Source organism: Mesorhizobium sp. B4-1-4 (assembly GCF_006439395.2).
Lineage (GTDB): Bacteria > Pseudomonadota > Alphaproteobacteria > Rhizobiales > Rhizobiaceae > Mesorhizobium.
Map to the genome: position 1 here is coordinate 2,762,874 of NZ_CP083950.1, position 23,635 is coordinate 2,786,508.

Sequence of the window (23,635 nt, forward strand, 5' to 3'; positions counted from 1 at the left end):
TTGCGTGAAAACAGGGCGTCAGGATCCGGCGCGCTTCTTCGCCTCCAGGTTGCGCGCGGCCTGTTCGATCGCGGCGCGGTCGCTGCCCAGGCGGTCGAGCAGTGCCTGCGCCTCGTCGCCCGATATGCCGGTTCGCATGGCGAGATCCTCCACCGCCAGCACGTCCGAGCTGGCGATCTCGCGGGTCTGAGGCAATGCGTCGTCGGCCGTCAGCGGCAGCGCGGCCTCCCTGTCGATCTCCATCTCGGCCTGGTGCCAGTGCCGCTCGTGGTCGCCATGCACGCCGCCTTCGCGCTGCCAGATCTGGTAGGCGCGCTCGCGGATCCTGTCGTTCCTGTCGTCGCTCATATCACTTCCTCCACCGTGTGGGGAATGAACGCCGCGCCGAGGCGAACGATCCAAAAAATCTGCGTGAAGGCGCCGGCGCCTTTCATCGCCATCGGGCCCGCTACTCGCATTGCCGTCTCGGCCCGCCCGAATATGGCTGGTAGCTGTTGTCCTCCGGCCGGTAGGAGCGGTAGCGGCTGAAACAGCTATCGACATGGTCGGCGGAAGGTTCCGCCGCGGCGGCCGAACCGGCGCCGCCCGCCTCGACATAGCTGACTTCGGCCGAAGGCTGCGCGGACTGGTCGCCGGCATCGAGGTAGGGCGAGCTGCAGGTGCGCTGCCGCCCGCTGTAGGACATGTAGCTGTTGTCGTCCGGATTGTACGAGCGGTAGTGGCTGGCGCACCATTGGACATGCGACGGCGGCAGCGCGGCCTGCCTTTCGGCCGCCACCGGCGGAACCGCGCTTGTCACGGTCGGGTCGGGCGCCGGCTCTTTGGGGGCCAGGTCAGTCGGCGCGGGCTGGTCGGCCGGCACGCGTTCGAGATTTTGCGCCGCCTTGTCCACCGGCCGCGCGTTTCTTGTCCACAGCTCCGACACGCTGACGGTCGGCCTTGCCTCATGCGGGGCTTTGGCGGCAAGCAGCCAGGCGGCGAAGCCCAGCCCGCTGCCGAAAACGGCAAGAGTCAAGACGAAGCCGCAGACCAGTCCAAAAATCGCTTTCACGTCACCCTCCGTAAGCCCTCGCTCATAAAATGCGGAGCATCAAGGCTGGTTCCAGCAAAGTGCGTGCTGCAAACGCCGGCAGGCGGGTGAGGGGCAGCGCCGACTTCGGCAACTGGCAATCCGAAGCAACTATCCTGGCCCTTGATGACGTCGGGGCGCCAGCAATGCCGCCACCATGTCCTTGTCGCGCTGCCGCTGCCCTAGATAGAGGGCCAGCAGACAGTCCAGCGAAATTTTGCCGGCGCCGGCGATGGCCAGCACGAACATGCCGCCTGATATCGCCAGGTCCTTTTCGAAATGCAGCAGCTCGTTCCGGCTGGCGAAGTTGGCGTGGAACAGCGTGGCCGTGGCCAGGCAGAACAGGCCGAGTCCGATGGCCCCCAGCCGCGTCAGCAGGCCGGATGCGATAGAGAGCCCTGCCCCGAGTTGCAGCGCGATGGTGGCAATGAACAGCGGCAGGCCGACGCCAAGCGCTGCCATCGCCTTTGCGGCGGCGTCGAAATGGGTGGCCAGCGTGGCGCCCTCATGCAGGAAGATGAGGGCAAGCAGCAACCGGCCGGCGAGCAGGGCCGCGTCCCCCAGGTACAGCTTGGTGACGAGGCGGTGCAGCCTCGCGGCGGGTTCGGTCGGTATCATGGTCAACCTCCATTTTGGGTAACAGCGGGCGCCGCGCCCTGCCGGACACGCGGAAACGGCGCCCGCCCGGCATTCGGCGAAAGGGCCGGAGCCGGCGCGAGGGAGAGGATGCCGGCTCCGGCAATGGGCGCCAGCCACGAGCGCCCAAACTTTTTGTGGGGACTGGCGTCGGCGCCAAGGCCTCCTTATCCGGCCGCTTCGCGGCCACCTTCTCCCCACGTCCTTGGGCAGGGCAATCGCATATGGGCCAAGGCTTTCGCCCTACGAGTACCCCCACCCCTATCCCTTCCCGCAAGTGGTCCCGCGAGGGGAGAGAAAGGCCGCTGCTATTTCGTCACCTTGGTGTCGATGGCCTTCTGCAGGTCGGAAAGCTCGTCGCAGCCGGCGGGGCACAGTTTTTGCAGCGATGCCAGTTGCTCCCTGGCCTTGTCCATGTCGCCGGTTTCGACATAGAGCTCGCCCAGATATTCGCGGGCGGCCTTGTGGTCGGGCTTCAGCTCCAGCGCCTTGCCGTAGTAGGTCAGCGCCGTCTTGGTGTCGCCGGTCTTGCGCAGCGTGAAGCCGAGCAGATTGTAGACATCGGCCTGCTGATTGTCCTGCGCGAGATCGCGCAGGTCGGCCAGCGCGCCCTTGTAGTCCTTGGCGTCGATCTTGGCCTTGACGGCGGTGAGGTCCGGCGCATCGGCGCCTTCTACGTCATCCACCGCATAGGCCGGCATGATCGTGGCGACGGGAACGACGGTCAGCACGGCAATCGCGCCGAGCAGGCCGAACAGGGCGTTTCTGCCCAAAAGAGACTGTTTCATTGTCTTTCTCGCTTTGATTGAGGCTAGCGTTGCTCGACCGTTTCGAAATTCGCTCTGGCGCCACCAGAATAGGGTTTCCAAACGGTCTCAAATTTGAACCGGGGTGAAGCCATAGGCACCGCCGTCCTTGACGAAGGTGCCGGTGCCCGGGAACGGGAAGTGCGAACCGCAGACGCGGATGTTGTCCGCGATCACCCGGTCGATGATCTTGTGACGCGTGGTGATGGCGGTCGGCCCATCCTGGTCGTAGCTGCCCTGCCACTCCGGATGCGGCGCGAGAAGCGCCGGCACATACATGGTGTCGGCCGAGACCATGCACTGCTCCTTGCCGGAATTGGCGAGGTACACCGAATGGCCGGGCGTATGGCCGGGTGCCGCGATGATCTGGATACCGGGCGCGACCTCGGCGCCGTCCTCGACCAACTTCCAGTTCTTCCATTTGGGGAAGTTTTCGGCGATGCGCTTGCCGGCCGGCTTGCGGCCTTCCGGCAGTTTCGCCAGCCGGCTGGGGTCGGTCCACCAATTGTATTCGGTGGCGTTGACGATCAGCTCGGCATTGGGGAACACCGGCGTGTTGGTGCCCTTCTCCATCAGGCCCCAGACATGGTCGGGGTGGAAATGCGAGATCATGATGGTGTCGATCGCCTTGTAGTCGATGCCGGCGGCGGCCATGTTGGCCGGCAGATGCGTGGCGTTGGTCTGCCACTGGCCGACGCCCGAGCCGGCATCCATCATGATCAGCCGGCCGCCCATCTTCAGCACCACGACGGTGAGCGGAATGGGCATGAAGTCGGTGGTCAGCCCCGCCTTGGCGAGCGCCGCCTTGGTGTCGTCGACCGAGACACCCTTGATGAAGGCCGGATCGTGCGGCTTGCGCCAGATGCCGTCATAGACGGCGGTGACCTCTATGTCGCCGACCGTGTATTTGTAGAAGCCGACGCTGGGTTCCACCAGCGTTTCGGCGAAAGCGGGGCGAATGAATTCAAGCTTGCCGGCAAGGCCGAAGGCGGCAGCGGCGGCGGCGGACTGAAGCACTGTGCGGCGTGTCATGCTGAACATTGGGATCTCCTCTGGTGAGTGGTGGCTGTCACGGATGGAAATGGCGGAGGCCCCTGCCCTCCGCCGCTGATTGCGCGCCATGGGCGCTGCCGGCAAAGGCCGAACTCGAGGCAAGCAGCATCGCAGCCACGCTGAGAGCGAGCTTGGTCATTCGGTAAGTTCCTTGTCCCGTTTCCTCGACGCGGGCCGCTGAAATGGCCCCGCTGTAGGGAGGACCCGGCAAGACCGCGCTTTATTCCCGGCTGCGGCGAGATTTTTTTGGAAGGCTGGAATCTGGTGGCAGCGGCCATGCGGAGAGGGCGCCCAGACACAATCCAGAAACAATATTCAACAGTTCGGAAAAACTGGCGAAAAGATCGGATGGCATAACCATCCCTCAGCGACCGGAAATTGGCCGCCGCGCGGGCGAACGGGGTTTGGTACGGGGCAATGCAACGAGGTTCGAACGGAAGGTTGGGGGTGCTGTTCGGCATGTCGGGCGCCGCCGGCAGCGCCGAGGCGATGTGCTCCGTGCCCTGCTCCCGAACATGTGAAGACAGAGCGCCGAATATGTGATATCGGGCCGGCCAAAGAGGGGTGCGACTCGGCGGTCATCGATCGCCGGTCGGAATTCCAGGCTCTTCCATGATGGAAGCGCCAGTCATTCCACCTCCATCAACAACGGTCAAATTGCAGCGGCGGCACAGCCGAATGCCTGTCGGCGCGGCGGCATGAGCGAGATGTGCCTGTTCGGTCAGGACGAGAAAGTTTTGGAAATGGATCACGGTGTCGATGTCGCCGAACTGGACAGGGAGAGATCGGGCGGAGACCCCGAAGGGGCTCGCCTGGACAGCGTCGATGCACTTGTAAGGATTGCCTCCGGTTCCGGCACGGATAAACGCGCCCAGATTTTGACGGGCGCCGATTTCGCCCGGCAGGGTCAGCCCGGTGAGCGGCTCGATGCGGTCTTCGAACAGCTCGCCGCGACGTTCTCCACCTTGCCGGCGGTGATCTCCGGGGGGCGTGCCTGGACCTACGAAGAAATGGACAAGCGCGCCAACCAGTTCGCGCGCCTGCTGATCGAACGCGGCGTGCGGCCCGGTCACCGGGTTGGGCTTATCCTCGACCGGTCGGCGGAAACCTATGTCGCCCTGCTCGGCGTGATGAAGGCGGGCGCGGCCTTCGTGCCGCTGGCCACCGCCTTTCCCGAAGAGCGCATGTCGCTCATCATCGAGGACGCCAGCGTGGGGCTGATCGTCACCATCGCCGCCTACGCGTCGCGGGCCGAACTTCTGCCCGTCCCCTATGTGCTGATCGACAGCGCCGCCGCCGAGATTGCCGCACGGTCCGACGCGCCGCTGGCGCCGCCTGCGGCGGCATCACCCGACGACACCTGCTACATCCTCTACACGTCGGGCACCACCGGCCGGCCCAAGGGCGTGGTCATCAAGCACCAGAGCTTCGTCAACTTCATACGGGTGGCCGCCGCTTCCTACGGATACCAGCCGGGCGACCGCGTCTACCAGGGCATGACCATCGCCTTCGACTTTTCGGCCGAGGAGATCTGGGTGCCGTTCGCCGCCGGCGCGACCGTCGTGCCGGCGGCGGGCCAGCTGCCGCTGGTAGGCGAGGAGCTCGCGGATTTCCTGCGCCATCACGACATCACCTGCATGGCCTGCAGCCCGACGCTGCTGTCGTCCATGACCAGCGACGTGCCCAGCCTGCACACGCTGCTGGTCGGCGGCGAGGCCTGCCCGCACAATCTGGTGGTGCGCTGGTCGAAGCCGGGACGGCAGATACTCAACACCTATGGCCCGACCGAGGCGACCGTCACGGCGACGATGGCCGCGCTGACGCCGGACAGTCCGGTGACCATCGGCGCGCCGCTGCCCACCTATTCGATCGTCATCCTCGACCCGTCCCTGCCGCAACTCGCCGAGCCCGGCGAACTGGGCGAGATCGGCATCGCCGGCATCGGGCTCGCTGTCGGCTATCTCAACAGGCAGGACCTGACGGAGCAGAAGTTCATCGCCGATTTCGTCGGCCTGCCGAACAATCCGTCGAAACGCATCTACCGCACCGGCGACCTTGGCCGGATCAACGACGATGGCGAGATCGAGTATAACGGGCGCATCGACACCCAGGTGAAGATCCGGGGCTATCGCATTGAACTCGGTGAGATCGAGGCGGTGCTGCTGGATCAGCCGGAGATCGCGCAGGCCGCCGTCACCACCTGGGAGATCGAGCCCGGCCGCGTCGAGCTCGTTGCCTATTACGCGCCCAAGGCCGGCCAGCCGCCGCTGTCGCGCGCCGACATTGCCCAGACGATGAAGCGGCGCCTGCCGGACTATATGGTGCCCTCCTATCTGGAGGAACTGCCGGCGATCCCGATGACAGTCTCCAACAAGATCGACCTGCGCCAGCTGCCGAAGCCGACAAGTGTGCGGCTGTCGGTCGGCCGCACGATGGTGGCGCCCGGCAATGACGACGAGCGCTTCCTGGCCGATGCGCTGTGCGCCGTGCTGAAATTCGACGACGTGTCCGTCGAGGACAATTTCTTCGACGATCTCGGCGCCAACTCGCTGCTCATGGCCCATTTCTGCGCGCGCGTGCGCACCAGGAAGGAATGGGCCACGACCTCCATGCGCGACATCTATCTCTACCCGACGGTGGCGCGCCTGGCCAAGCACCTGCGCGTGCCGGAAGAGATGACGACGGCCACCAACGAGCCCGTCCTCACCCGCCAGGCATCGAATTTCGCCTACTGGACCTGTGGAATGGCGCAGCTGCTGTTTTACGGGGTCTACAGCTATTTAGCGCTCTGGGCAGTCAATCACGGGCTCAACTGGGTCTATGACGCGCTCGACGACCCGGTCCAGCTCTATCTGCGCTGCGTGGCGCTTTCAGCCGGTGTGTTCTTCGGCATGTCGGGCTTCGCCGTCGCCGCCAAATGGCTGCTGGTCGGCCGCTGGAAGGCCGAGGCGTTCCCGATCTGGGGCCTGCGCTACTATCGCTTCTGGGTGGTCAAGACGTTGATCCGCTCGGCGCCGGTCGTCCTGTTCCGCGGCAGCCCGCTCTACAGCCTCTATCTGCAGCTGCTGGGAACCAGGATCGGCAAGAACGCGGTCATCGAATCCCGCTCCGTGCCGGTCTGCACCGATCTGATCTCCATCGGCGCCCGGACCATCCTGCGCAAGGAATCGATGATCCTCGGCTACCGCGCCCAGTCCGGCTATATCCACACCGGGCCGCTGACCATCGGCCGCGATGCCTTCGTCGGCGTCGGCTGCACGATCGACATCGACACCTCGATCGGCGACGGCGGCCAGCTCGGCCATTCTTCCTCGCTGCAGCGCGGGCAAAGCATTCCCGACGGCGAGCACTGGCATGGGTCGCCGGCCGTGCCGACCACGGCGGACTATTGCAAGATGCGCAACGTCAATCCGTCCAACATCCGCCGCTTCCTCTTCGAGGCGGCGCATCTGGTCGGCCTGTTTGCCATCGTCACCCCCCTGCCGCTGCTGTTCCACAGCTACTGGGAAAATGTCGGCGACGACTATCAGGAGACGATCGGCGTAGTCGCGATCGGCACCACGGTCACGCTCTTCGGCTATATCGCCGCCGCCTTCCTCGCCGCGACGCTGATACCGCGCCTGACGAACCTGATCCTGAAGCCAGGCCGCACCTACACGCTCTACGGTTTCCGCTACTGGCTGCAGACCGTCGCCGAATTCACCAGCAACTCCCGCGTGCTCGGGCTGTTGTTCGGCGACAGCTCGGCGATCGTGCACTACATGCGCGCCATCGGCTGGAAGCTGAACAAGGTGGTGCAGACCGGCTCCAACTTCGGCTCCAACCAGCAGCACGAAAACCCGCTTCTGTGCGAGATCGGCACCCAGACCATGGTGTCGGACGGGCTGTTCATGATCAACATGCACAAATCCGCCACCGCCTTCAGGCTGGAGCGGACGAAGATCGGCGAACGCAACTATCTCGGCAACAACATCTACTATCCGCCGGATGGACGCACGGGCGACAACTGCCTGCTCGGCACCAAGGTGATGATCCCGGTCGACGGGCCGTTGCGCGAGAATGTCGGGCTCCTGGGCTCGCCTCCCTTCGAAATCCCCCGCATGGTGAACCGCGACAAGGAGCTTATAGCCGGCATCGACGAGGAAGACCGGCGTCAGCGCATCCCGCACAAGAACCTGCACAATCTGGTGACGGTGGCCCTGTTCATGGCGGTCCAATGGGTCATGCTGTTCGCCACGCTGGCGATCTGGGACCGCGCGTTGAACTACTATACCGAATGGGCCGAAGTCGCGCTCTTCGTCGCCGTGCTCTTGACGTCCGCGATCACCATTCCGTTCTACATCCTGGTCGAGCGAGCCAGTCTCGGCTTCGGCAGGCTGAAGCCGCGGATGACGACGATCTACGATGTCACGTTCTGGCGCCATGAACGCCACTGGAAGCTTGCGGATTCGCCGATCGTGCGCTTGTTCAGCGGCACGCCTTTCCGGCCGATGATCCTGCGCCTGCTGGGTGTGAAGGTGGGCAAGCGCGTCTATGACGGCGGCGCCAACCTGACCGAACGCTCCCTGGTGGAGATCGGCGACGACGTCACCCTCAACGAGGGCTGCGTCATCCAGGCCCACTCGCTGGAAGAAGGTGCGTTCAAGTCCGACTACATCCGCATCGGCAAGGGCTGCACGCTCGGACCGTCCGCCTTTGTCCATTACGGCGTCGTGATGGGCGAAGGCTCGGTGGCCGATGTCGACGCCTTCGTGATGAAGGGCGAGGAGCTGGAGCCCTACTCCATCTGGCGCGGCAACCCGGCCAAGCTGCACCGGTTCGTCGAACCGGTCACGGACGGTGGCGCCAAGGCCTCCGCTTGAGGCCCGGCATGGCCATCGGGAGAGCCGGCCTCGAGGTCCCGGGGACGGCGCCTTTGACGGGTCGTCCGGCCAACACCGTGGATATCCGTCTCGCTCCAGTGACCAAGGCCAACCGGGCCCTGGTCGCGTCGCTGGAACTGGCCCCGGACCAGGTGGATTTTGTCGCCAGCAATGCGGAATCGCTGAAGGAGGCGCGGTCCGACCGGGATGCAAGGCCCCGCGTCGTGATGGCCGGCGACCGTGTCGTCGGCTTCCTGATGTACGAGGCGCCCGACGATGACGACGAGGCGCGCATCTACCGCTTCATGATCGACCGCGCCTGGCAGGGCAGAGGCTATGGCAAGGCCGCGTTGCGCCAGGTGCTGGACGAGATCGCCGGGCTCGGCCATATCAGCCACGTTTCGATTTGCTACGAACCGGAGAACGAAGCGGCGCGCCGGCTCTATCGCGCCGCCGGTTTCCTCGAAGAAGGTCTCGACGAGGACGGCGAAATGATCGCCGACCTCGTCCTGCCGGCGGACGGTCGTTGACGCGGCCGCCCTCCGCCGAAGGCGCGCTGCTCGAGGCCATGGCGGCTATCGCGCCCGGCGGCGTCCGGACCGGATGCCGGTTGATACGCGAGACCGACGAAGCCCATCTCATGCCCGAGGAAGCGCGCTCCCTCCCCGCGCGCCAGCCGGCGATGCGGCGCGCCAGCGGCGCGGCGCGCTTGGTCGCGCACAGGCTGCTGGCCGATATCGGCATCCGCGACGTCGCCATCTTGCGCGCGCCGTCGGGCGCTCCGGTCTGGCCGCGCGGCATAACGGGTTCGCTCGCCCATGACGACGAGATGGCCGTGGCGGCGGTCGCACCCGTCGGCCGCATCCGCTCGCTGGGCATCGACGTCGAACCCGCCCAACCTCTGCCGGACGACATTTTCGAAATCGTCTCGACAAACGCCGATCAGATCGGCACGGCCGACCGCCTGCTTGCCGGCCGCATCCTCTTCTGCGCCAAGGAGGCGGTCTACAAGGCGGCCTATCCGCTCGATCGCCAGATCCTCGGCTATGAGGATATCGCCGTTGACCTCGGCACGGGCCGCGCGATGACGAGGACGGGCCGCAAGGTCAACCTCGCCTATTGCGTCGCCCCGCGCGTGGTGGTGCTAGCGTTTGTTGATGGCGCAGATTAGGCGGTGAACTCATTAGCGCGAAATGACCGAACTTGGTGGAAATCAGTCATCCCGCGATGCGGTTGGCCCAAGAGTAGGAAAACGAAGCGGGGTTGCCGGATCAAGCCCGACCTCAGCAACTCGTAGCGGTATAACACAATCGTCTGAATGAGCGCGACCGGGCCAATTTCCCCATTTGACTTCCGCCATAAACCTACGCCCGCGACATTGGACCTCAATCAAATCACCGACCACCGGAGCCGGTCCAGCAAATCGGTTTTCATCTTCACGAAGCTCACGCTCCGTGACTACTTCGCCATCCTTTAGCGCAATACGCTTCACCCAATAGGCCATAGCGACGTTTTAGTTCCCGCGTGTGAGATGGTCCAGTCAGGTTCAAACCGATGACCGCTTGCGCAGTCCGCACTCGTTACGCGATAGTGACTCTACGTCCTAGTCACCTGAATCTGAAGTTCGGTTCATTGTCTTCTGGCAGAAGCGCTTGACCGACGCGAGGATTTGGTCGGCGGATTTGACCCATTTGTATGGGGTCGGGTTCTCGTTGTGGGTTTCGATGAAGGCGTCGATATCAGCTTCCAGTTCTGCGGTGGAACGGTGTACGCCGCGCTGCAACTGCTTTCGCGTCAGCTCTGCGAACCACCGCTCGACCTGATTGATCCAGGATGCCGACGTTGGCGTGAAGTGAACATGCCAGTGTGGACGGCGCGCGAGCCAAGCCTTGATCCTCGGCGTCTTGTGGGTCGCATAGTTGTCCATCACCAGATGCACGTCCGGGCCATTGGGCATTTCGGTGTCGATCCGCTTCAGGAAGTCGAGGAATTCGGTGGCCCGGTGACGCTTGTAGCAATGACCTATCACCGCCCCAGTGGCAACATCGAGCGCGGCGAACAGAGAAGTCGTGCCGTTGCGAACATAAGTATGAGTACGCCGTTCGGCGACGCCCGGTGCCATAGGCAGAACCGGCTGCTCGCGATCCAATGCCTGGATTTGCGATTTCTCATCCACGCATAGCACGATCGCCCGGTCCGGTGGTGACATATAGAGGCCGACGATGTCCTGCACCTTATCAACGAAGAGCGGATCGGAGGAAAGCTTGAATGTCTCGGTACGATGCGGCTGCAGGCCAAACGCGGTCCAGATCCGACGGATGGTGGTATGAGAAAGGCCGCGGTCGGCTGCCATCGAACGGATGGACCAGTGCGTGGCATCCTTGGGGAGTGGTGTTCAACGTACGCTCGACGACCTGAGCAACCTGGGCATCGGAGACAGTTCGCGGTCGACCGGTACGATATTCATCTGTCAGCCCTTCAATACCATCCTGTACGAACCGACGGCGCCACTTGCCAACCGTGTGCTCGTGAACACCCAGGCGTTCGGCAACGTCTTTGCTTTGCAAACCCTGCGCGCACAGCAAGACCATCCGGCATCGATCCGACAAGGAGCGCGGCGCCTTATGCCGGCGCACCTGAGATTCGAGGAAACCTCTATCCGCGTCGCTTAGAACGACAAGGTCCGCCTGCCTGCCAGCCATGAATCAAACTCCTGCTCTTGTGACAGAAGCCAAACAAAATGAAGCTTACTTTTGTTCCAGGGGACTAGGCGCCGTGCTCGTCGTCCCCTTCGCCGACGATCTCCCGATAATCTCTCACCGCGCCATCCAGTCCGCGTATCCGCCAGCTGTCTCCGTCGCGTTTTTCGAGGTGACACGGTCCGAGCGGCACCTTGCCGCCGCCTTCGGGCAGGTCGAGCACGTAGACCGGATTGCAGATGCCGGACAGCCGCGCCCTGAGCGCTTCCACCAGCGCCTGCCCTTCGGCGATCGTGGTGCGTCTGTGCGCCATGCCGCGCGCCAGGTCGCCATGGTGGAGGTAATAGGGCTTGACGCCGAGCCGGTACATCAGCTCGCGGCACAGCTCCTCCAGCACCTCCACATTGTCGTTGACGCCTTTCAGCAGAACGCTCTGGTTGAGCAGCACGAAGCCCGCCTGCCGCATCGTCCGGCAGGCTGCCTCGGCAGCGTCCGTGATCTCCCGCGCGTGGTTGAAATGGGTGACGACTGTGACCATCAGCCGGCCCTGCAGCGCCGCGACCAGCCCGGATGTGATGCGCGAAGGCAGCGCCACCGGCACGCGTGTGTGGATGCGCAGGAGCCGCACATGGGCAAAGGCCTCGATGCGGGCACGGATCTCGGCCAGCGCCTTGTCGGGCAGCGACAGCGGGTCGCCGCCGGTCAGGATCACCTCGCGGATCTCGGGATGAGCTGCGATATAGGCCAGCGCCGGCTCCAGCGCCTCGCGCGTATAGCCACGGCCAATCGAGGTCAGCGATTCCTTGCGGAAGCAGAACCGGCAATAGACCGCGCATTGATAGGTCGGGAACAACAGAACCCGGTCGGCATGGCGATGCGTCAGCCTGGGCACCGGGCTGAAGTCATGGTCGGCGATCGGGTCGCCGAGTTCGCCCTCCGCCTCCTCCAGTTCGCTCGGCGACGGGATCACCTGTGCCCGGATCGGGTCGGCGGGATCGCTCCAGTCGATCAGGTCGAGATAGGCTTTCGGCGCGCGCACCTTGTGGCGGCTGGCGGCTTCCCGCGCGGCTTCGCGCTCGGCGGGCGACAGCGGCAGGGAGGCCAGGTCGCGCACATGGCGCACGCCCTGACGGACATCGTCCTGCCAGGTGGTGTCGGCGGGGGCGGTAGGGGTTGCGGTCATCCAAAGCTCCTTGCACTTGGGCCGCTGAATACAGCATTGGAGGCAAGGGCTGAAGGTTCTTGCTGGCCGAAACGGCCAGAAAGCTTGGGTTCCTCGCCCCCATGAAATGGGGGAGAGGTGGCTCGGCGAAGCCGAGACGGAGCGGGGGCAGCGCCGGCCTCGCGCATTATGTCCAGAGGTTCCATTTGCAAAGCCGGAGCTTGACGAGGCCCCTCTCCGGCCGCTTCGCGGCCACCTCTCCCCCGCCTTCGGCAGGGGCGAGGAACCCAAGGCATGCGGGGCCGCGCCTAGCCTAGCCACCTGTTCCGCTCGTCGCCGCCAACGCCACGAAGGCGCTTTCAATCGTCTCGAACGTCAGCTCCGGATAAAGCGCGCCCGCTTCAGGATTGGCCGTTTGCAGCGCGGTCTCGCCGCGGATCCAGAACGCCCGCAGCAATCCAAGGCCGGGGACTTGCGCGATCATCGCCTCCAGCTCTTCGGCGCTCTGCCGCACGATGCGTGGCGAACGGCCGCTCACGCGCCGCCACAGATCGATCATCGCGCTTTGCGTGATCCTGTTCTGCGCGATGCGGATTTCACTGCGGACAGCACCGGGATCCTCCAGCGCGCGCATGGTGACGGCGGCGATGTCCTTTTCGCTGACGAATGTCGCCGGCACATTGCCGTCGCCATAGAGCGTCACCTCGTCCGGCGGCAGGGGCGTCGAACCGAAGCGCGTCAGGTCGCCCAGTGTCGCCACCCAGGTCGAGAAGAACCCGTTGGTGTAGATCACCGTATAGGGCAGATCGGCCTCCCTGACCGCATCGAAGATGGCTCTCTTGAGGTCGAGCGGTTCGATCGAGCCCGGCGCGGCGGCGGCAAAGTCGAGGCCGAAGCCGGCGGAAGGCACATAGCGTGAAACGCCCGCGTCCTTGACGGCGCGCACCAGCGTCATCTCGCTGGCCGAACTGACATGCACCGAGCTGATAACGCGATCGGCCTTGCCGACGGCGCGCACAAGGCTGTCATAGTCGTCGAGATCGCCGACATGGACCGTGGCGCCGAGCTCCTTCAGCGGGCGCATCCGCTCTTCATTGCCCGCAGTTGCCGGCCGGACCAGCACATGGACGCTGTCGCCGTTGCGCGCGCTGGCCTTGGCCATCTCGCTGCCGAGCAGCCCGGTGGCGCCGATGATAAGGGTGCTGGTCATATCCCCCTCCCATTGCCAAGGATGGAGCCGTCCCAGTCGCGCTCCAGGCCGATGTCGCGCAAACGGTGGTCTGAAAGCCGGGAAATCCGGCGCAGCGTGCGGCGGCGCTCGAATGTTGCGGCACTGCGCCTGGCAAGGCCGCTCATCGCGGCGCCGATGGGTCCAAGGGTCAAGGTCATTGTCCGTCTCCTGTTTCACTGTGCGCAAGCGCGCCGGTGCCGCCGCGAGGGCGAGCGTGACGATTGCTCACACTGTGATTGGTCATTTCAGCGCATCCGGTGTTCCGAAGGCCGATCTGGATGCGCGCTACACCTGGATATTGGGTGTTTTCGGGCTGGACGACAAACGACTCTTTGTGCAGGATTTGTGAGCAACGCTCACAGATCGAGATCATGCCGCGCCGACTGCCACCTCTAACCGCCCTGCCCGCCTTCGACGCTGCCGCCAGGCATTTGAGTTTTTCCAAGGCGGCGGAAGAGCTCAACCTCACCCATGGCGCGGTCAGCCGCGCCGTCCGCAACATAGAAGACAGGCTTGGCATCCAGCTTTTCGATCGCGGGACAAGGTCCGTACGCCTGACAACCGTGGGCGCTGCCTATGCGGTGGAGGTCGGCAAGGCGCTCGACCGGATCGCCGCCGCGACCATCGCCGCCACTCCCGACCGCTCGACGCGCATCCTGAATGTCAGCACGTCGGACGGCTTTGCCGGCCGCTGGCTGGTGCCTAGGCTGCACCGCTTCCACCGCGCCAACGCCGACATCGACGTGCGGCTCTCCACCTCCGGTGTGCTCGCCGATTTCGTCAGCGACGGCATCGACATCGCCATCCGTTACGGCCGGGGCGGCTATGCCGGCGTGACGGCTGAATTTCTTGCCGACGAGGAGGTCTTCCCCGTCTGCAGCCCGGAACTCCTGCAAGGCGAACATCCGTTGCGCCAGCCTGGGGATTTGCGGCATCACAAGCTGATCCACGATGCCTTTCGCATCGACTGGGCGACATGGCTGCAGCAGGCCGGCGTCGAGGACATCGACCCCAAGCGCGGCGTGCGCTTCGATTCCGCCACCTTCGCGGTGGAGGCCGCCGTGCATGGCGAAGGCGTGCTGCTCGGCCGCAGCGCGCTTGTCTCGGCCGACCTTGCGGCCGGACGGTTGGTACGGCCGTTCAATCTCGCGCTGAAATCCGCCGCCCGCTACTACGTCGTCTACCTCGAGGGGGCACTGCGCCAGAAGAAGGTCCGGGCGTTCCGCGACTGGCTGTTCGCCGAGATCGCGGTAGACTGGGCCGGTGCGACAAGCAGCTAAGTAGCCAATGGCAGCACGTGCCTTATCCAGGCGCCGCGCTATCGCTTCGAGAAGGACCTTGCCGACGGCACGCTCGTCGAGGTGCCGGCCGGCTACCCACCCTCGCCGACGCCGCTGTCGGCGCTCTACCCGCAGAACCGGCAGCTCTCGCCGCGCCTGCGCGTGTTCCTCGACTGGGCGGCGCGCATCTTCGCCGAGGCGAACTTGTAAGCGGCTCCGCGACTCGTACCCCTGCCCGCCGCGCTCGGACCGGCCAGGCGCTGCGCAGCGTGCCTCCTCTGCCGCAGCTTCGACCGACCCGACATCGCGTCTTCATCACTATAAAGGGGGACGCGAGCCGGCGGCCGTGAGATGATGTCTGGCAAGGCAAACACACGTTTGCCCGAAACCCAGGCCGCAAAAGGCGGACCTGTCCAGGTCTGGTCGCCATGAGCGGATTGATGCTCCCGACACTTGAGAGGCCTCTCCCGTTCGGCCGCGGCATCGCCGAACACAGCCGCCGCCGTCACCGCCTGCGAAAGATGTTCCGAGACGGAAATCGGAGGCTGCGATGAAGCGCCTCTGTCTCATGCTTGGCTGTCTTCTGCTGGGTCTCTTGCCGGCCGGCAGCACTCTGGCGGCTGGCGCGGTCTTCTTCGGCGATGATGAGTCCTATGGGTGGTGCTCCGGCTACACAAGCAGGGAAGCCGCGCGTAAATGCGCGCTCGAGCAATGCAAGGGAGCAGAAGGCGTCAATTGCCAGCTGGCCTTGGAATGCCAGGGCGGATGGGGGGCGGTCGCCACAGGCGACAATGGCGGCTATGGCATAGCCTGCGAGGCCTCAATGGAGGTCAATGCACGCATTCAGGCCCAACTGGCATGCACCTTCGCGGTGAAAGGCTTGTGCCACACGCAAACCACCTTCTCCGAGCGCAATCAGTCCATCAGCCAGGAGGATAACGCGCTGTTTGACCGCACGATTTTCGCGCAGGTCCTGCTGCTCAAACTGGGTTACTACAAGGGCCGGATCGACGCCCACGCGGGATCGGATACAAAGAGCGCGTTGAAGTCGTTTCAAAGCCAGGCAGGCTTGCCGGTTACCGGCGAACCAGACGAGAAAACGCTCGACCAGCTGACGGCCAAGCTCGGCGGCGCCGGCGCGCTCGTGGCAGCCATCCTGGAGGGGAATCGCGGTGTCGACACTTCGGACTGGCACATGAAGACGGCTGCGCCGCGCGCCGAGGCCGTGCAGCCATCGACGGCGCAGAACATACCGACCTCCCCGCTCGACTCATTCGGCGTGAACGAGGAGGCCCTGAACGGTGCCCTGTCGGAAGGCATCGGCAACATCAATGGCCAGACGGGCAATAATTTCAGTTTCCAGGGAACTTTCACCTGCGGCCGGCTGGCGGGCGACAGCAAGATCAGGTGCACGGCGACGGTGACCGATCCGGCCAGCCCGGAAGCGGATATCGTCGATCTCTACCATGTCGATGGATCGGACGTATTCGCGCAAATGGAGGCGATGGCCGACAAGAGGTCGCGCGAGGAAGGCGGCGCCGACCATCTCGACAGGAAGTCGCAGGCGACGTTCACCACCAAGGACGGAGAAAAACGGGTGGTCGATTTCGGTTGCGTGCAGCACTTCGGAGACCGCGTCTCGCACGGCATCTGCTATATCGAAGTCACGAAAAGCATCGGCTTGATGACGACCGTGGCGCCGCCGTCGCCAAATCGCGATCCGGGCGGCGTGAAAGCCACGGACGGTGGAACGGCCGAAATGCAAAGAGCGTTCGACCTGTTGGGAGGAATGTCGCTCGCCCTGCTCGACGTTGCGTTGAAGAAGTAGGGACCCGTCTTAGCCCCGCCGACGCCCCCGACAAGGAGATGGGGCGTCGATGGTTGCCCATCGGCGCCATCTGATGCCAGTGTCACGGCGACAGCGCGCCATGCGATGGCGCGCCGCCAGGGGAGGATTGCCGTGACCAGATTGAAACCGGCTTGCCGCGCTATGAGGACGCCGTTCAGCGCTTTCGCATCGAGGACGAAATCGCCACGCTCGATGCCTCTTTCAGGCTCGGTGCTATGTTACCGCGGTGACCCTGCCCGCTTTATTGAGGCGACAACTGACCTGCGCTTGCCGAACTTCGATGCCGCCCTGTCTTGCATAGTCTATTCGCACCTTGATCGGCGCCGTGAGTACACCTCCACGGTGGTGCAAGGCACCCGCGCTGACGGCATTGACGCGCACGGCGCCAAGCGGCTTCGCGGCGGACATGATCGCCGCGCGGCAGGCTCGCGCGATCGCGGTTGGCGTGCCGGGTTTCGCTGTAACGGGCTCCAGGGATCGAAGAGGGTATCCCGGGGTGGGGTCGCCCTCGCCGGCTTTGGAAGGCCTGAGGACGGGTGGCAGGAAATTCGATTGCCTGGTGGCCTTGGCGGAGGCAGTGGCTGTCGTGGCCGCGGCCGGCTTGGCAGCGGCCGGCTTGCCGGGAACGGTCGCCGAACCGTTTTCGGCGGGCGGGGCGTTGCCGAGGCCGAGACCCTTCGAAAGGCTTCCGCTTGTATTGCCAAACTTGCCGCTGGCACCAACGCCCGCGGCGGGTGATCGGTTATCGACGCCGACCGACGCGCCGACGTTTGCTCCGCCTGCGCCGCCCACCTTCGTGCCCATCCCCACGGATCCGCCTTGCGAACCGACGCTCGCTCCGGCGCCGACCCCGAGGCCGCCAACCTTACCGCCTACACCTGCATCGAGAGCCGAGGCGGGCCCAATTCCGATACCGATCGCCAACGCGGCGGCGAAGTACTCTTTCATCATCATCCTCCCCTGCGGGATGCATGTCGCTCGCTTGTCTTTCACTGCGCAGGTGGTCGGGTTGGGAGCAATGCAATGGGAAGAGCAATGGTTGCCAGCAACACAGTTTGCGGAGGCTTTGGACCCTTCACTTTCTGTTTTTTCGGCAAACCCGGGTTACGGGCTGCGCCCGAACGCGTTGATGAACTTGCAAGTGCATTCGTACGTGCCTTGGGCGCGCGCTCAACGGCCGCGCTCCGACGCTTATCCTTCGCGCGGTCGATTTCCTCACGCGCGGCACTGAGGCTGCGGGCTAAACCGTTGGCCCTTTCACGCTCTTGCTCCAGCGCCGCATTCAATTCCATCGAGTTCTGCTTCAGGGCATCGCGTTCCTTGCGAGCACTCTCAAGGTCACGGATGGCTGCGTCTGCTCGTTCACGTTCCAGTTTGAGTGCTTGCCCGGCTTGGTTTGAAGCGGCGTCGGCCACCTGCCGGGCCTTCACGGCCTTGGCCCGCTCCTGCGCGGCCAGATTTGCGCCTGTCTTGAGGGCATCGATCGTTTGACGAGCCGTGGTGAGTTCTTGTTCCAGGAGCTCTGCCTTATGGCGCTCGTCATCAAGCGCTCGCGTCGCGGCGGCCTGAGAGGCTTCGCTCGCGGGGTGCGCTTCAGCCATGGCGCCTTTCCCGCTGTCCCAGAGACTGGCTTCCGCCCTGAAGTTTTCGATGACACGCTGCGCCGTCTCCAGGTTGAGCGTGAGCGCTTCGTCCGTTTGCCGCTGCTCTTTCAGGACCTGCGCTTGCCTGGCCAGTTCGGCTCGTGCCGCGGCCAATTCGCGGCGCAAGGCCCCCTCATCCTCGCCGGGCGGCACCTTGTCCGGTTCTTTCGCGATATCGGTCTGGTCCGAAACCACGACCGGCGAGTGGCCATTGGTTGCGGCAACCGCTGACGCTTCGGGCGCCAGTTGACTGTTGGCCGGGGACGCCAACAGCAGAATGAGGATTGAAGGAACGAGGGACAGCATGGCGTTGCCCCTGCCAGATGTCCCATGACTTAAGATCAAGGGTCGTCTTTTGGTAAAGGTGAAGCCGCTGCTTGGAGATTTTGATCTGGTATCCGGCAAATCAATCATCACTTGATCCCACCTGTCGCGACCCTCACCGCGATTCTATTCTCCACTTGGTTCGAGCTGGGGCGCTCCATGCCGCCCCGCCCGCACGCTACCTCCTGATCCCTTGCTTGTTGTCATTCGAACGAACGAAGAGCGTTTCGCCGTCCCATCATTGCGATCGCGCGACAGACCTGCCCAGGGAGCGGGTGCCCGTGTCGCTCGGCCACCGCAACCTTGACTGCATGGACGCGGCAGTCTCTTGTTCGAACGGAATCCGCCGACAAGAGAGGTGCCACCATGGAGAAGATCATCCTGGACTGCGACCCCGGGCATGATGACGCCATCGCCATCCTGCTGGCGGCGGGCAATCCGAAGATCGATCTCCTCGGCATCACGACGGTTTCGGGCAACCACAATGTCGAGAACACCACGCGCAACGCGCTTTCCGTGTGCACCGCCTATGGCATCAAGGTGCCGGTGGCGAAGGGCTCCCCCGGCCCTTTGATCATCGATCAGGTGCTGGCGGTCGAGATCCACGGCGATACCGGGCTCGATGGCCCGGTGCTGCCGCCTGCCTCGTTCGAGCTCGACAAGCGGCATGCCGTCGACTTCATCATTGACACGGTCATGGCGCATGAGCCGAAGACGATCACGCTTGTCCCGGTCGGCCCCTATACCAACATCGCCTTAGCCGTCCGCAAGGATCCGCGCATCGTCGAGCGGGTGAAGCGGGTGGTCGCCATGGGCGGAAGCTACACGCGCGGCAACATCACGCCGGCGGCGGAGTTCAACGTTTATGGCGACCCGGAGGCCGCCGACGTGGTGTTCCGCGCCGGTTGGGACGTCACCATGGTGGGGCTCGATCTCACGCACCAGGCGCTGGCCACCCCGGAGCTGCAGGACAGAGTGCGCGCCGTCGGCGGCCCGATCGCCAGGTTCATCCTCGACATCTGGGAGTTCATTGCGACCACCCATGGCGGCCTGCTGCAAATCGAGTATCCCGCCGTCCACGACGCATGCTGCGTCGCGGCAATGATCGATGGAAGCGTCTTCACCACCGAGAAGGCCGACATCCGCGTCGAAATTGCCGGACGGTGGACCAAGGGCATGACGGTCTGCAATTTCGAGAAGATGGGTGGCATGCGCCATTTCGGCGGCACGGCGAGCGAGCAGGTCGACTTCCGCCATACCGTGGCGATGAAGCTCGACCATGCGAAGTTTTGTGATCTGATCGTGGATGCGCTCGAGCGGCTCACCAGCCAGAAGACGGCGTAATTCAAGCGCTGTCTGAACAAGCAGGACGCGGCCGGCCGTAACGCGGAGGCCCAGCGGAACGGCAGACTTGGCTTGGTCCCGTCCGAGCGACCGCTTCAGGCGATGCATCTCTCATGCGCACGGCTATGGGCGCGGACGTCGAGACGTTGCTGGCTTGCCACTGCAGTCATGGCTCAGGGAAGATGCGCGCCTGAGCGCGGCTGGCGTCCTAAGGATTGGCAGCTGGCGGTTTGATCTTCGTCAGGCGGGCCCTGGCTTGGGCCACATATTGCTGCGCGGACCTGATCCGGCTGCACAGCGCGATATTGATGCCGACACCACAGTCTTCATCCATCAATTCCTTGGCCCGAGACAGGGCCAGCTCAGCCCGTTTGACTCGCTGCCTTGCCCGCGCCAGTTCCAGGTTCATAAGTTCTATCATTGTTCCGCATCCGTTGCGGTCCCTTCGATCGTTAACCTCTCCCCGATGCTTTTGTTCCAGCCGTTTGTCAGCTCGGCGGCGCCGCCACGTTGCCCGGCTCCGTCGAGATCGCGGAGCCAGGCAACTTGACATCAGATCAGTAACCGCCGTTTTCGATCACGACGTGATGATGGTGATGGCGGTGCGATATGGACGTTGTCACGACGACATTGTCGTGCCGATGATGCCGGCGGCCGTGATCGTAGAATGCGATCTGGCCATGGTGGCGGTGATGCAGGCGCTGGCCGTCCTCATTGATGACCACATTGGCGCGATGATGATGGTGATGTCTGTTGATGACGACGGTGTCTTGCGCCGAAGCCACAGCAGGCGCGGCCAAGCACAGCGCCAAAGTGCCCAAGATCATGATTTTCATTTTGAATTCTCCAAAAAACTAAGATGCCCTTCACCCGATAAACACCGCCCAAACGCTTTTGTTCCGGTTTGACTGAGAGATGTCGGTGAGAGGCCTTGTCCGCCGGTCTCGCGGCACAATAGGTGGTCCGCTTCATCTATTTGACTGATGCGTTACCTTATCCTGAGGGCCATATTGAAGATGATCCTACCGGATCACTGAGTAATCCCGCAGCCAGTCCCTTGCGGATTGCTCCAAGGGCCCCGCTTGACTCCCGGTCGGCGGGGCTTTTCCATGCGTTCCACTTAAGCGCTAAAATGAGTGGCAGGCGCTCAGCGCAGGATCCTCTCTGCAATAGCGAGCTATCCGTTGGGCTCTCCGCCAGCGTGACTGACTGCCGCCGCTGCTGGACTTGTTTTTTCTTGCCGATGGCGCCGATCGTCCTCCCGGTCGGATATGCTCGGCCCACCCACCAAAATGGCAAGGCGGCCTATGTCCTTTCAAAGCGCGTCGCCTCGAAACCGATTGAGGCGACGCGCTTTGGGGTCTTGTTTTATACCTGTCGTTCTCTCAAGACCGAGGTCACTTTTGCGCGACATGCATCAGGTCAAAATGAGAACGATCTTGAGTGAATCCGGATCGACGATCACGATCCGCCCGTCGGCGAGCACGAAATATTCGTAGGATTCGTAGGCCGGCACGATCTTGACGATGCGAGCAGGCAAGCGGTGCAATCTGATCTTGTGCCGCGGAATTTCCACGCCCACGGAAACGTCGAAATCGACATTGGCTACGGGCTGGACCTTCGTCTCCTTGATCACCTGCGTGATCTGGGTTTTCTGTTCAACCGTCACATTGTTGATCGAGGCAGTCGAAGTCTTGTCCTGGGTGGAGGCTTTGCCCTGCGCCTGCTGGTCGGTCTGGACCTTGGTCTTGTCCTGGGCCTGCTGGTCCGTGCTGGTGCCGGTCTTGCCCTGGGCCTGCTGATCGGTCTGGACCTTGGCCTTGCCCTGGGCCTGCTGGTCCGTACTGGTGCCGGCCTTGCCCTGGGCCTGCTGATCGGTCTGGACCTTGGTCTTGCCCTGGGCCTGCTGGTCCGTACTGGTGCCGGCCTTGCCCTGCGCCTGCTGGTCAGTCTGGGCCTTCGCCTTGCCCTGGGCCTGCTTGTCCGTTTTGGTAGTGGACTTTTCCTGGGCCTGGCCGTTCATCTTCGAGCCGGGCTTACAGTTAGCCGTCCCGGAGGTGCAGTTCGTGTCCGCCCCTGATTGGTTGTCGGCCGGCTGCTGCGTCTGGGCCATTGCCGTGCCACAGCCGAGTCCGATCGCGAGCATGCTGGTGATGAGAACATGTTTCATAGGTAAATCTCCTTTGAAAGGTTCGCCCTTCAATGGGTAAAACTTCTCCAAAAAGGTATGGTTCCCCGGGTCAGGAGGCGATACCAAAGCGACCGGCGCGATCATGGCGAAACGATCCTGCCGTTCGTGCGATTTGCAGGGGCTTGTTCTGGCGGGACCTCACAAGCATGATCTGGAGGGCGAAAGGTCCATATCTTTCAGACGATCGGGCCGTGTGGAACGCTGTCCGACATCAAGCCTGCCATCAAGCCGGATGAAATTCCTGGCGAGATAGAATATTGAAAACCTGTGAGGCTCGGCCCGAAACGAAAGCTGGGGATACGCCGTGACATCAAGCAGGCCAGTTCTGATCACCGGCGCGGCCGGTTTCATAGGTTTCCATCTCAGTCAGAGGCTGCTTGCCGAAGGCCGGCAGGTTGTCGGCCTCGATTCCATGAATGCGTATTATGACGTCACCCTGAAACAGGCCCGGCTCGACCGGTTGAAAGCATTCCCGAATTTTCGTTTCGAGCATGTCGATCTCACCGAGCGAGACCGTATTTCGGCGCTGTTTCAGTCAACCGCGCCGGAGATCGTCGTTAATCTCGCGGCGCAGGCCGGCGTGCGCTATTCGCTGACCAATCCGCACGCCTATGCGGAAAGCAATCTCAGCGGTTTCCTCAACATCCTGGAAGCATGCCGGCACACCTCGGTCGGCCATCTGGTCTATGCATCGTCGAGCTCGATCTACGGCGGCAGCACGCGCATGCCGTTCTCCGTGCATGATCCGGCCGATCATCCGTTCAGCCTCTACGCGGCAAGCAAGAAGGCAAACGAGCTGATGGCGCACACCTACAGCCACCTCTTCGCGCTGCCGGCGACAGGCCTGCGCTTCTTCACCGTCTATGGCCCGTGGGGACGGCCCGACATGGCGCTGTTCATCTTCGCCAAGGCCATCCTGGCTGGTGAGCCGATCGACGTCTTCAACCATGGCAACATGCAGCGGGACTTCACCTATATCGACGACATTGTCGAAGGCGTTGTCCGCGTGATGCGGCAGCCCGCGACGGCCAATCCGGAATGGACAAGTGCCGCGCCGGATCCAGCGACCAGCAACGCGCCGTTCAGGATCCACAACATCGGCGGCAATACGCCCGTTCAGTTGAGCCGGTTGATCGATGTGCTGGAAGACGCACTCGGGCGCAAAGCCATTCGCAACCTGATGCCGATTCAGCCGGGCGACGTTCCGGCAACGTTCGCCGATGTCAGTTCGCTCGAGGAGGCGACCGGTTTCAAGCCGAATATCTCGATCGAGATCGGGGTTCCGCGTTTCGTGGACTGGTATCGCGAATTCTATCGGGTATGAAAGCGCTGCCAGTTCGCTCGCAACGGTGAAGCCGCTCTCTCGCCTTCGCCGAGGTTGCTTCGGATTCGCACGAGACTCCTGCTCCGGCATCCCCTGTTTGCCGATCCGGTTCGGGCACGATCGCACGGGAACAACGCGGGAAAGCCCTCGTTGATGGACCGG

Annotated in this window: 22 protein-coding genes and 2 pseudogenes; 10 read left to right on the forward strand and 14 right to left on the reverse strand. The window is 63.6% G+C overall.

Going from position 1 to position 23,635, the window contains the following annotated elements:
* Positions 1–18 precede the first annotated feature (18 nt).
* The 6 genes from FJW03_RS13400 to FJW03_RS30040 form a co-directional block, all read right to left on the reverse strand.
* Positions 19–348, reverse strand: coding sequence for a DUF2934 domain-containing protein (locus FJW03_RS13400; RefSeq protein WP_140694612.1), 330 nt, complete (start codon positions 346–348; stop codon positions 19–21).
* A 100-nt stretch (positions 349–448) separates the two neighbouring features.
* The gene (locus FJW03_RS13405; protein ID WP_140766118.1) at positions 449–1,051 is read right to left on the reverse strand and encodes a BA14K family protein; all 603 of its coding nucleotides are present in this window, start codon (positions 1,049–1,051) and stop codon (positions 449–451) included.
* A 129-nt stretch (positions 1,052–1,180) separates the two neighbouring features.
* Positions 1,181–1,687 carry a DoxX family protein gene (locus FJW03_RS13410; RefSeq protein ID WP_140766119.1) on the reverse strand — a complete coding sequence of 169 codons (507 nt, stop codon included), beginning with the start codon at positions 1,685–1,687 and terminating at the stop codon, positions 1,181–1,183.
* 326 nt (positions 1,688–2,013) lie between these two features.
* Positions 2,014–2,493, reverse strand: a complete 480-nt coding sequence (locus FJW03_RS13415; protein ID WP_140766120.1) for a tetratricopeptide repeat protein — start codon at positions 2,491–2,493, stop codon at positions 2,014–2,016.
* 87 nt (positions 2,494–2,580) lie between these two features.
* Positions 2,581–3,552, reverse strand: a complete 972-nt coding sequence (locus FJW03_RS13420; RefSeq protein ID WP_140766121.1) for an MBL fold metallo-hydrolase — start codon at positions 3,550–3,552, stop codon at positions 2,581–2,583.
* Between the two features lie 28 nt (positions 3,553–3,580).
* The gene (locus FJW03_RS30040; protein WP_264296523.1) at positions 3,581–3,703 is read right to left on the reverse strand and encodes a hypothetical protein; all 123 of its coding nucleotides are present in this window, start codon (positions 3,701–3,703) and stop codon (positions 3,581–3,583) included.
* Between the two features lie 604 nt (positions 3,704–4,307).
* Here FJW03_RS30040 and FJW03_RS13425 point away from each other — a divergent pair.
* From FJW03_RS13425 to FJW03_RS13435, 3 genes are read left to right on the forward strand one after another with little or no spacing between them, the layout of a single operon-like run.
* Positions 4,308–8,426: a Pls/PosA family non-ribosomal peptide synthetase gene (locus FJW03_RS13425; protein WP_181173307.1), complete on the forward strand. Its 4,119-nt coding sequence runs from the start codon at positions 4,308–4,310 to the stop codon at positions 8,424–8,426.
* Between the two features lie 8 nt (positions 8,427–8,434).
* Entirely contained in the window at positions 8,435–8,956 is a 522-nt protein-coding gene (locus FJW03_RS13430) for a GNAT family N-acetyltransferase (protein WP_140766122.1), read from the forward strand.
* The gene (locus FJW03_RS13435) at positions 8,953–9,597 is read left to right on the forward strand and encodes a 4'-phosphopantetheinyl transferase family protein (RefSeq protein ID WP_140766123.1); all 645 of its coding nucleotides are present in this window, start codon (positions 8,953–8,955) and stop codon (positions 9,595–9,597) included. The genes FJW03_RS13430 and FJW03_RS13435 overlap by 4 nt, the downstream gene beginning before the upstream one ends.
* A 432-nt stretch (positions 9,598–10,029) precedes the next feature.
* On the opposite strand, the pseudogene FJW03_RS13440 reads toward FJW03_RS13435, so the two are convergent.
* The 4 genes and pseudogenes from FJW03_RS13440 to FJW03_RS13455 all read right to left on the reverse strand — a co-directional run bounded on the left by FJW03_RS13440 (position 10,030) and on the right by FJW03_RS13455 (position 13,676).
* Positions 10,030–11,128: pseudogene (locus FJW03_RS13440) on the reverse strand (IS630 family transposase).
* Positions 11,129–11,192: 64 nt separating this feature from the next.
* Complete coding sequence (locus tag FJW03_RS13445; RefSeq protein WP_140766541.1) at positions 11,193–12,308, reverse strand: KamA family radical SAM protein; 1,116 nt, start codon at positions 12,306–12,308, stop codon at positions 11,193–11,195.
* 292 nt (positions 12,309–12,600) lie between these two features.
* Entirely contained in the window at positions 12,601–13,497 is an 897-nt protein-coding gene (locus FJW03_RS13450) for an NmrA family NAD(P)-binding protein (RefSeq protein ID WP_140766542.1), read from the reverse strand.
* Positions 13,494–13,676: a DUF1127 domain-containing protein gene (locus FJW03_RS13455; protein ID WP_140766543.1), complete on the reverse strand. Its 183-nt coding sequence runs from the start codon at positions 13,674–13,676 to the stop codon at positions 13,494–13,496. The genes FJW03_RS13450 and FJW03_RS13455 overlap by 4 nt, the downstream gene beginning before the upstream one ends.
* Here FJW03_RS13455 and FJW03_RS13460 point away from each other — a divergent pair.
* The 4 genes and pseudogenes from FJW03_RS13460 (at position 13,676) to FJW03_RS13475 (ending at position 16,626) form a co-directional block, all read left to right on the forward strand.
* On the forward strand, positions 13,676–13,867 hold the full coding sequence (locus FJW03_RS13460) for a hypothetical protein (RefSeq protein ID WP_140611481.1): 192 nt from the start codon (positions 13,676–13,678) through the stop codon (positions 13,865–13,867). The two genes, FJW03_RS13455 and FJW03_RS13460, sit on opposite strands and share 1 nt — an antisense overlap.
* A gap of 22 nt (positions 13,868–13,889) precedes the next feature.
* A complete protein-coding gene (gene gcvA / locus FJW03_RS13465; RefSeq protein ID WP_140766544.1) occupies positions 13,890–14,798 on the forward strand; it encodes a transcriptional regulator GcvA in 909 nt (302 codons plus the stop codon).
* 21 nt (positions 14,799–14,819) lie between these two features.
* Positions 14,820–15,008, forward strand: a pseudogene (locus FJW03_RS13470) (LysR substrate-binding domain-containing protein); the annotation flags it as partial.
* A 385-nt stretch (positions 15,009–15,393) separates the two neighbouring features.
* Entirely contained in the window at positions 15,394–16,626 is a 1,233-nt protein-coding gene (locus tag FJW03_RS13475; protein ID WP_226890651.1) for a peptidoglycan-binding protein, read from the forward strand.
* A gap of 234 nt (positions 16,627–16,860) precedes the next feature.
* Here FJW03_RS13475 and FJW03_RS13480 read toward each other — a convergent pair whose 3' ends face one another.
* Complete coding sequence (locus FJW03_RS13480) at positions 16,861–17,598, reverse strand: hypothetical protein (RefSeq protein ID WP_413466494.1); 738 nt, start codon at positions 17,596–17,598, stop codon at positions 16,861–16,863.
* A 38-nt stretch (positions 17,599–17,636) separates the two neighbouring features.
* Complete coding sequence (locus FJW03_RS13485; protein ID WP_140766546.1) at positions 17,637–18,704, reverse strand: hypothetical protein; 1,068 nt, start codon at positions 18,702–18,704, stop codon at positions 17,637–17,639.
* 276 nt (positions 18,705–18,980) lie between these two features.
* Here FJW03_RS13485 and FJW03_RS13490 point away from each other — a divergent pair, with 276 nt between their 5' ends.
* Complete coding sequence (locus FJW03_RS13490; RefSeq protein WP_140766547.1) at positions 18,981–19,958, forward strand: nucleoside hydrolase; 978 nt, start codon at positions 18,981–18,983, stop codon at positions 19,956–19,958.
* A gap of 208 nt (positions 19,959–20,166) precedes the next feature.
* On the opposite strand, the gene FJW03_RS13495 is transcribed toward FJW03_RS13490, so the two are convergent.
* A complete protein-coding gene (locus FJW03_RS13495) occupies positions 20,167–20,367 on the reverse strand; it encodes a hypothetical protein (protein ID WP_226890652.1) in 201 nt (66 codons plus the stop codon).
* 175 nt (positions 20,368–20,542) lie between these two features.
* On the opposite strand from FJW03_RS13495, the gene FJW03_RS30235 reads away from it, so the two are divergent.
* Positions 20,543–20,866: a hypothetical protein gene (locus tag FJW03_RS30235; RefSeq protein ID WP_181173333.1), complete on the forward strand. Its 324-nt coding sequence runs from the start codon at positions 20,543–20,545 to the stop codon at positions 20,864–20,866.
* Between the two features lie 509 nt (positions 20,867–21,375).
* On the opposite strand, the gene FJW03_RS13505 is transcribed toward FJW03_RS30235, so the two are convergent.
* The gene (locus FJW03_RS13505; RefSeq protein ID WP_226890653.1) at positions 21,376–22,128 is read right to left on the reverse strand and encodes a DUF1236 domain-containing protein; all 753 of its coding nucleotides are present in this window, start codon (positions 22,126–22,128) and stop codon (positions 21,376–21,378) included.
* 325 nt (positions 22,129–22,453) lie between these two features.
* Here FJW03_RS13505 and FJW03_RS13510 point away from each other — a divergent pair, with 325 nt between their 5' ends.
* On the forward strand, positions 22,454–23,473 hold the full coding sequence (locus tag FJW03_RS13510; protein WP_140766549.1) for an NAD-dependent epimerase: 1,020 nt from the start codon (positions 22,454–22,456) through the stop codon (positions 23,471–23,473).
* The last annotated feature ends 162 nt before the right edge of the window (positions 23,474–23,635 follow it).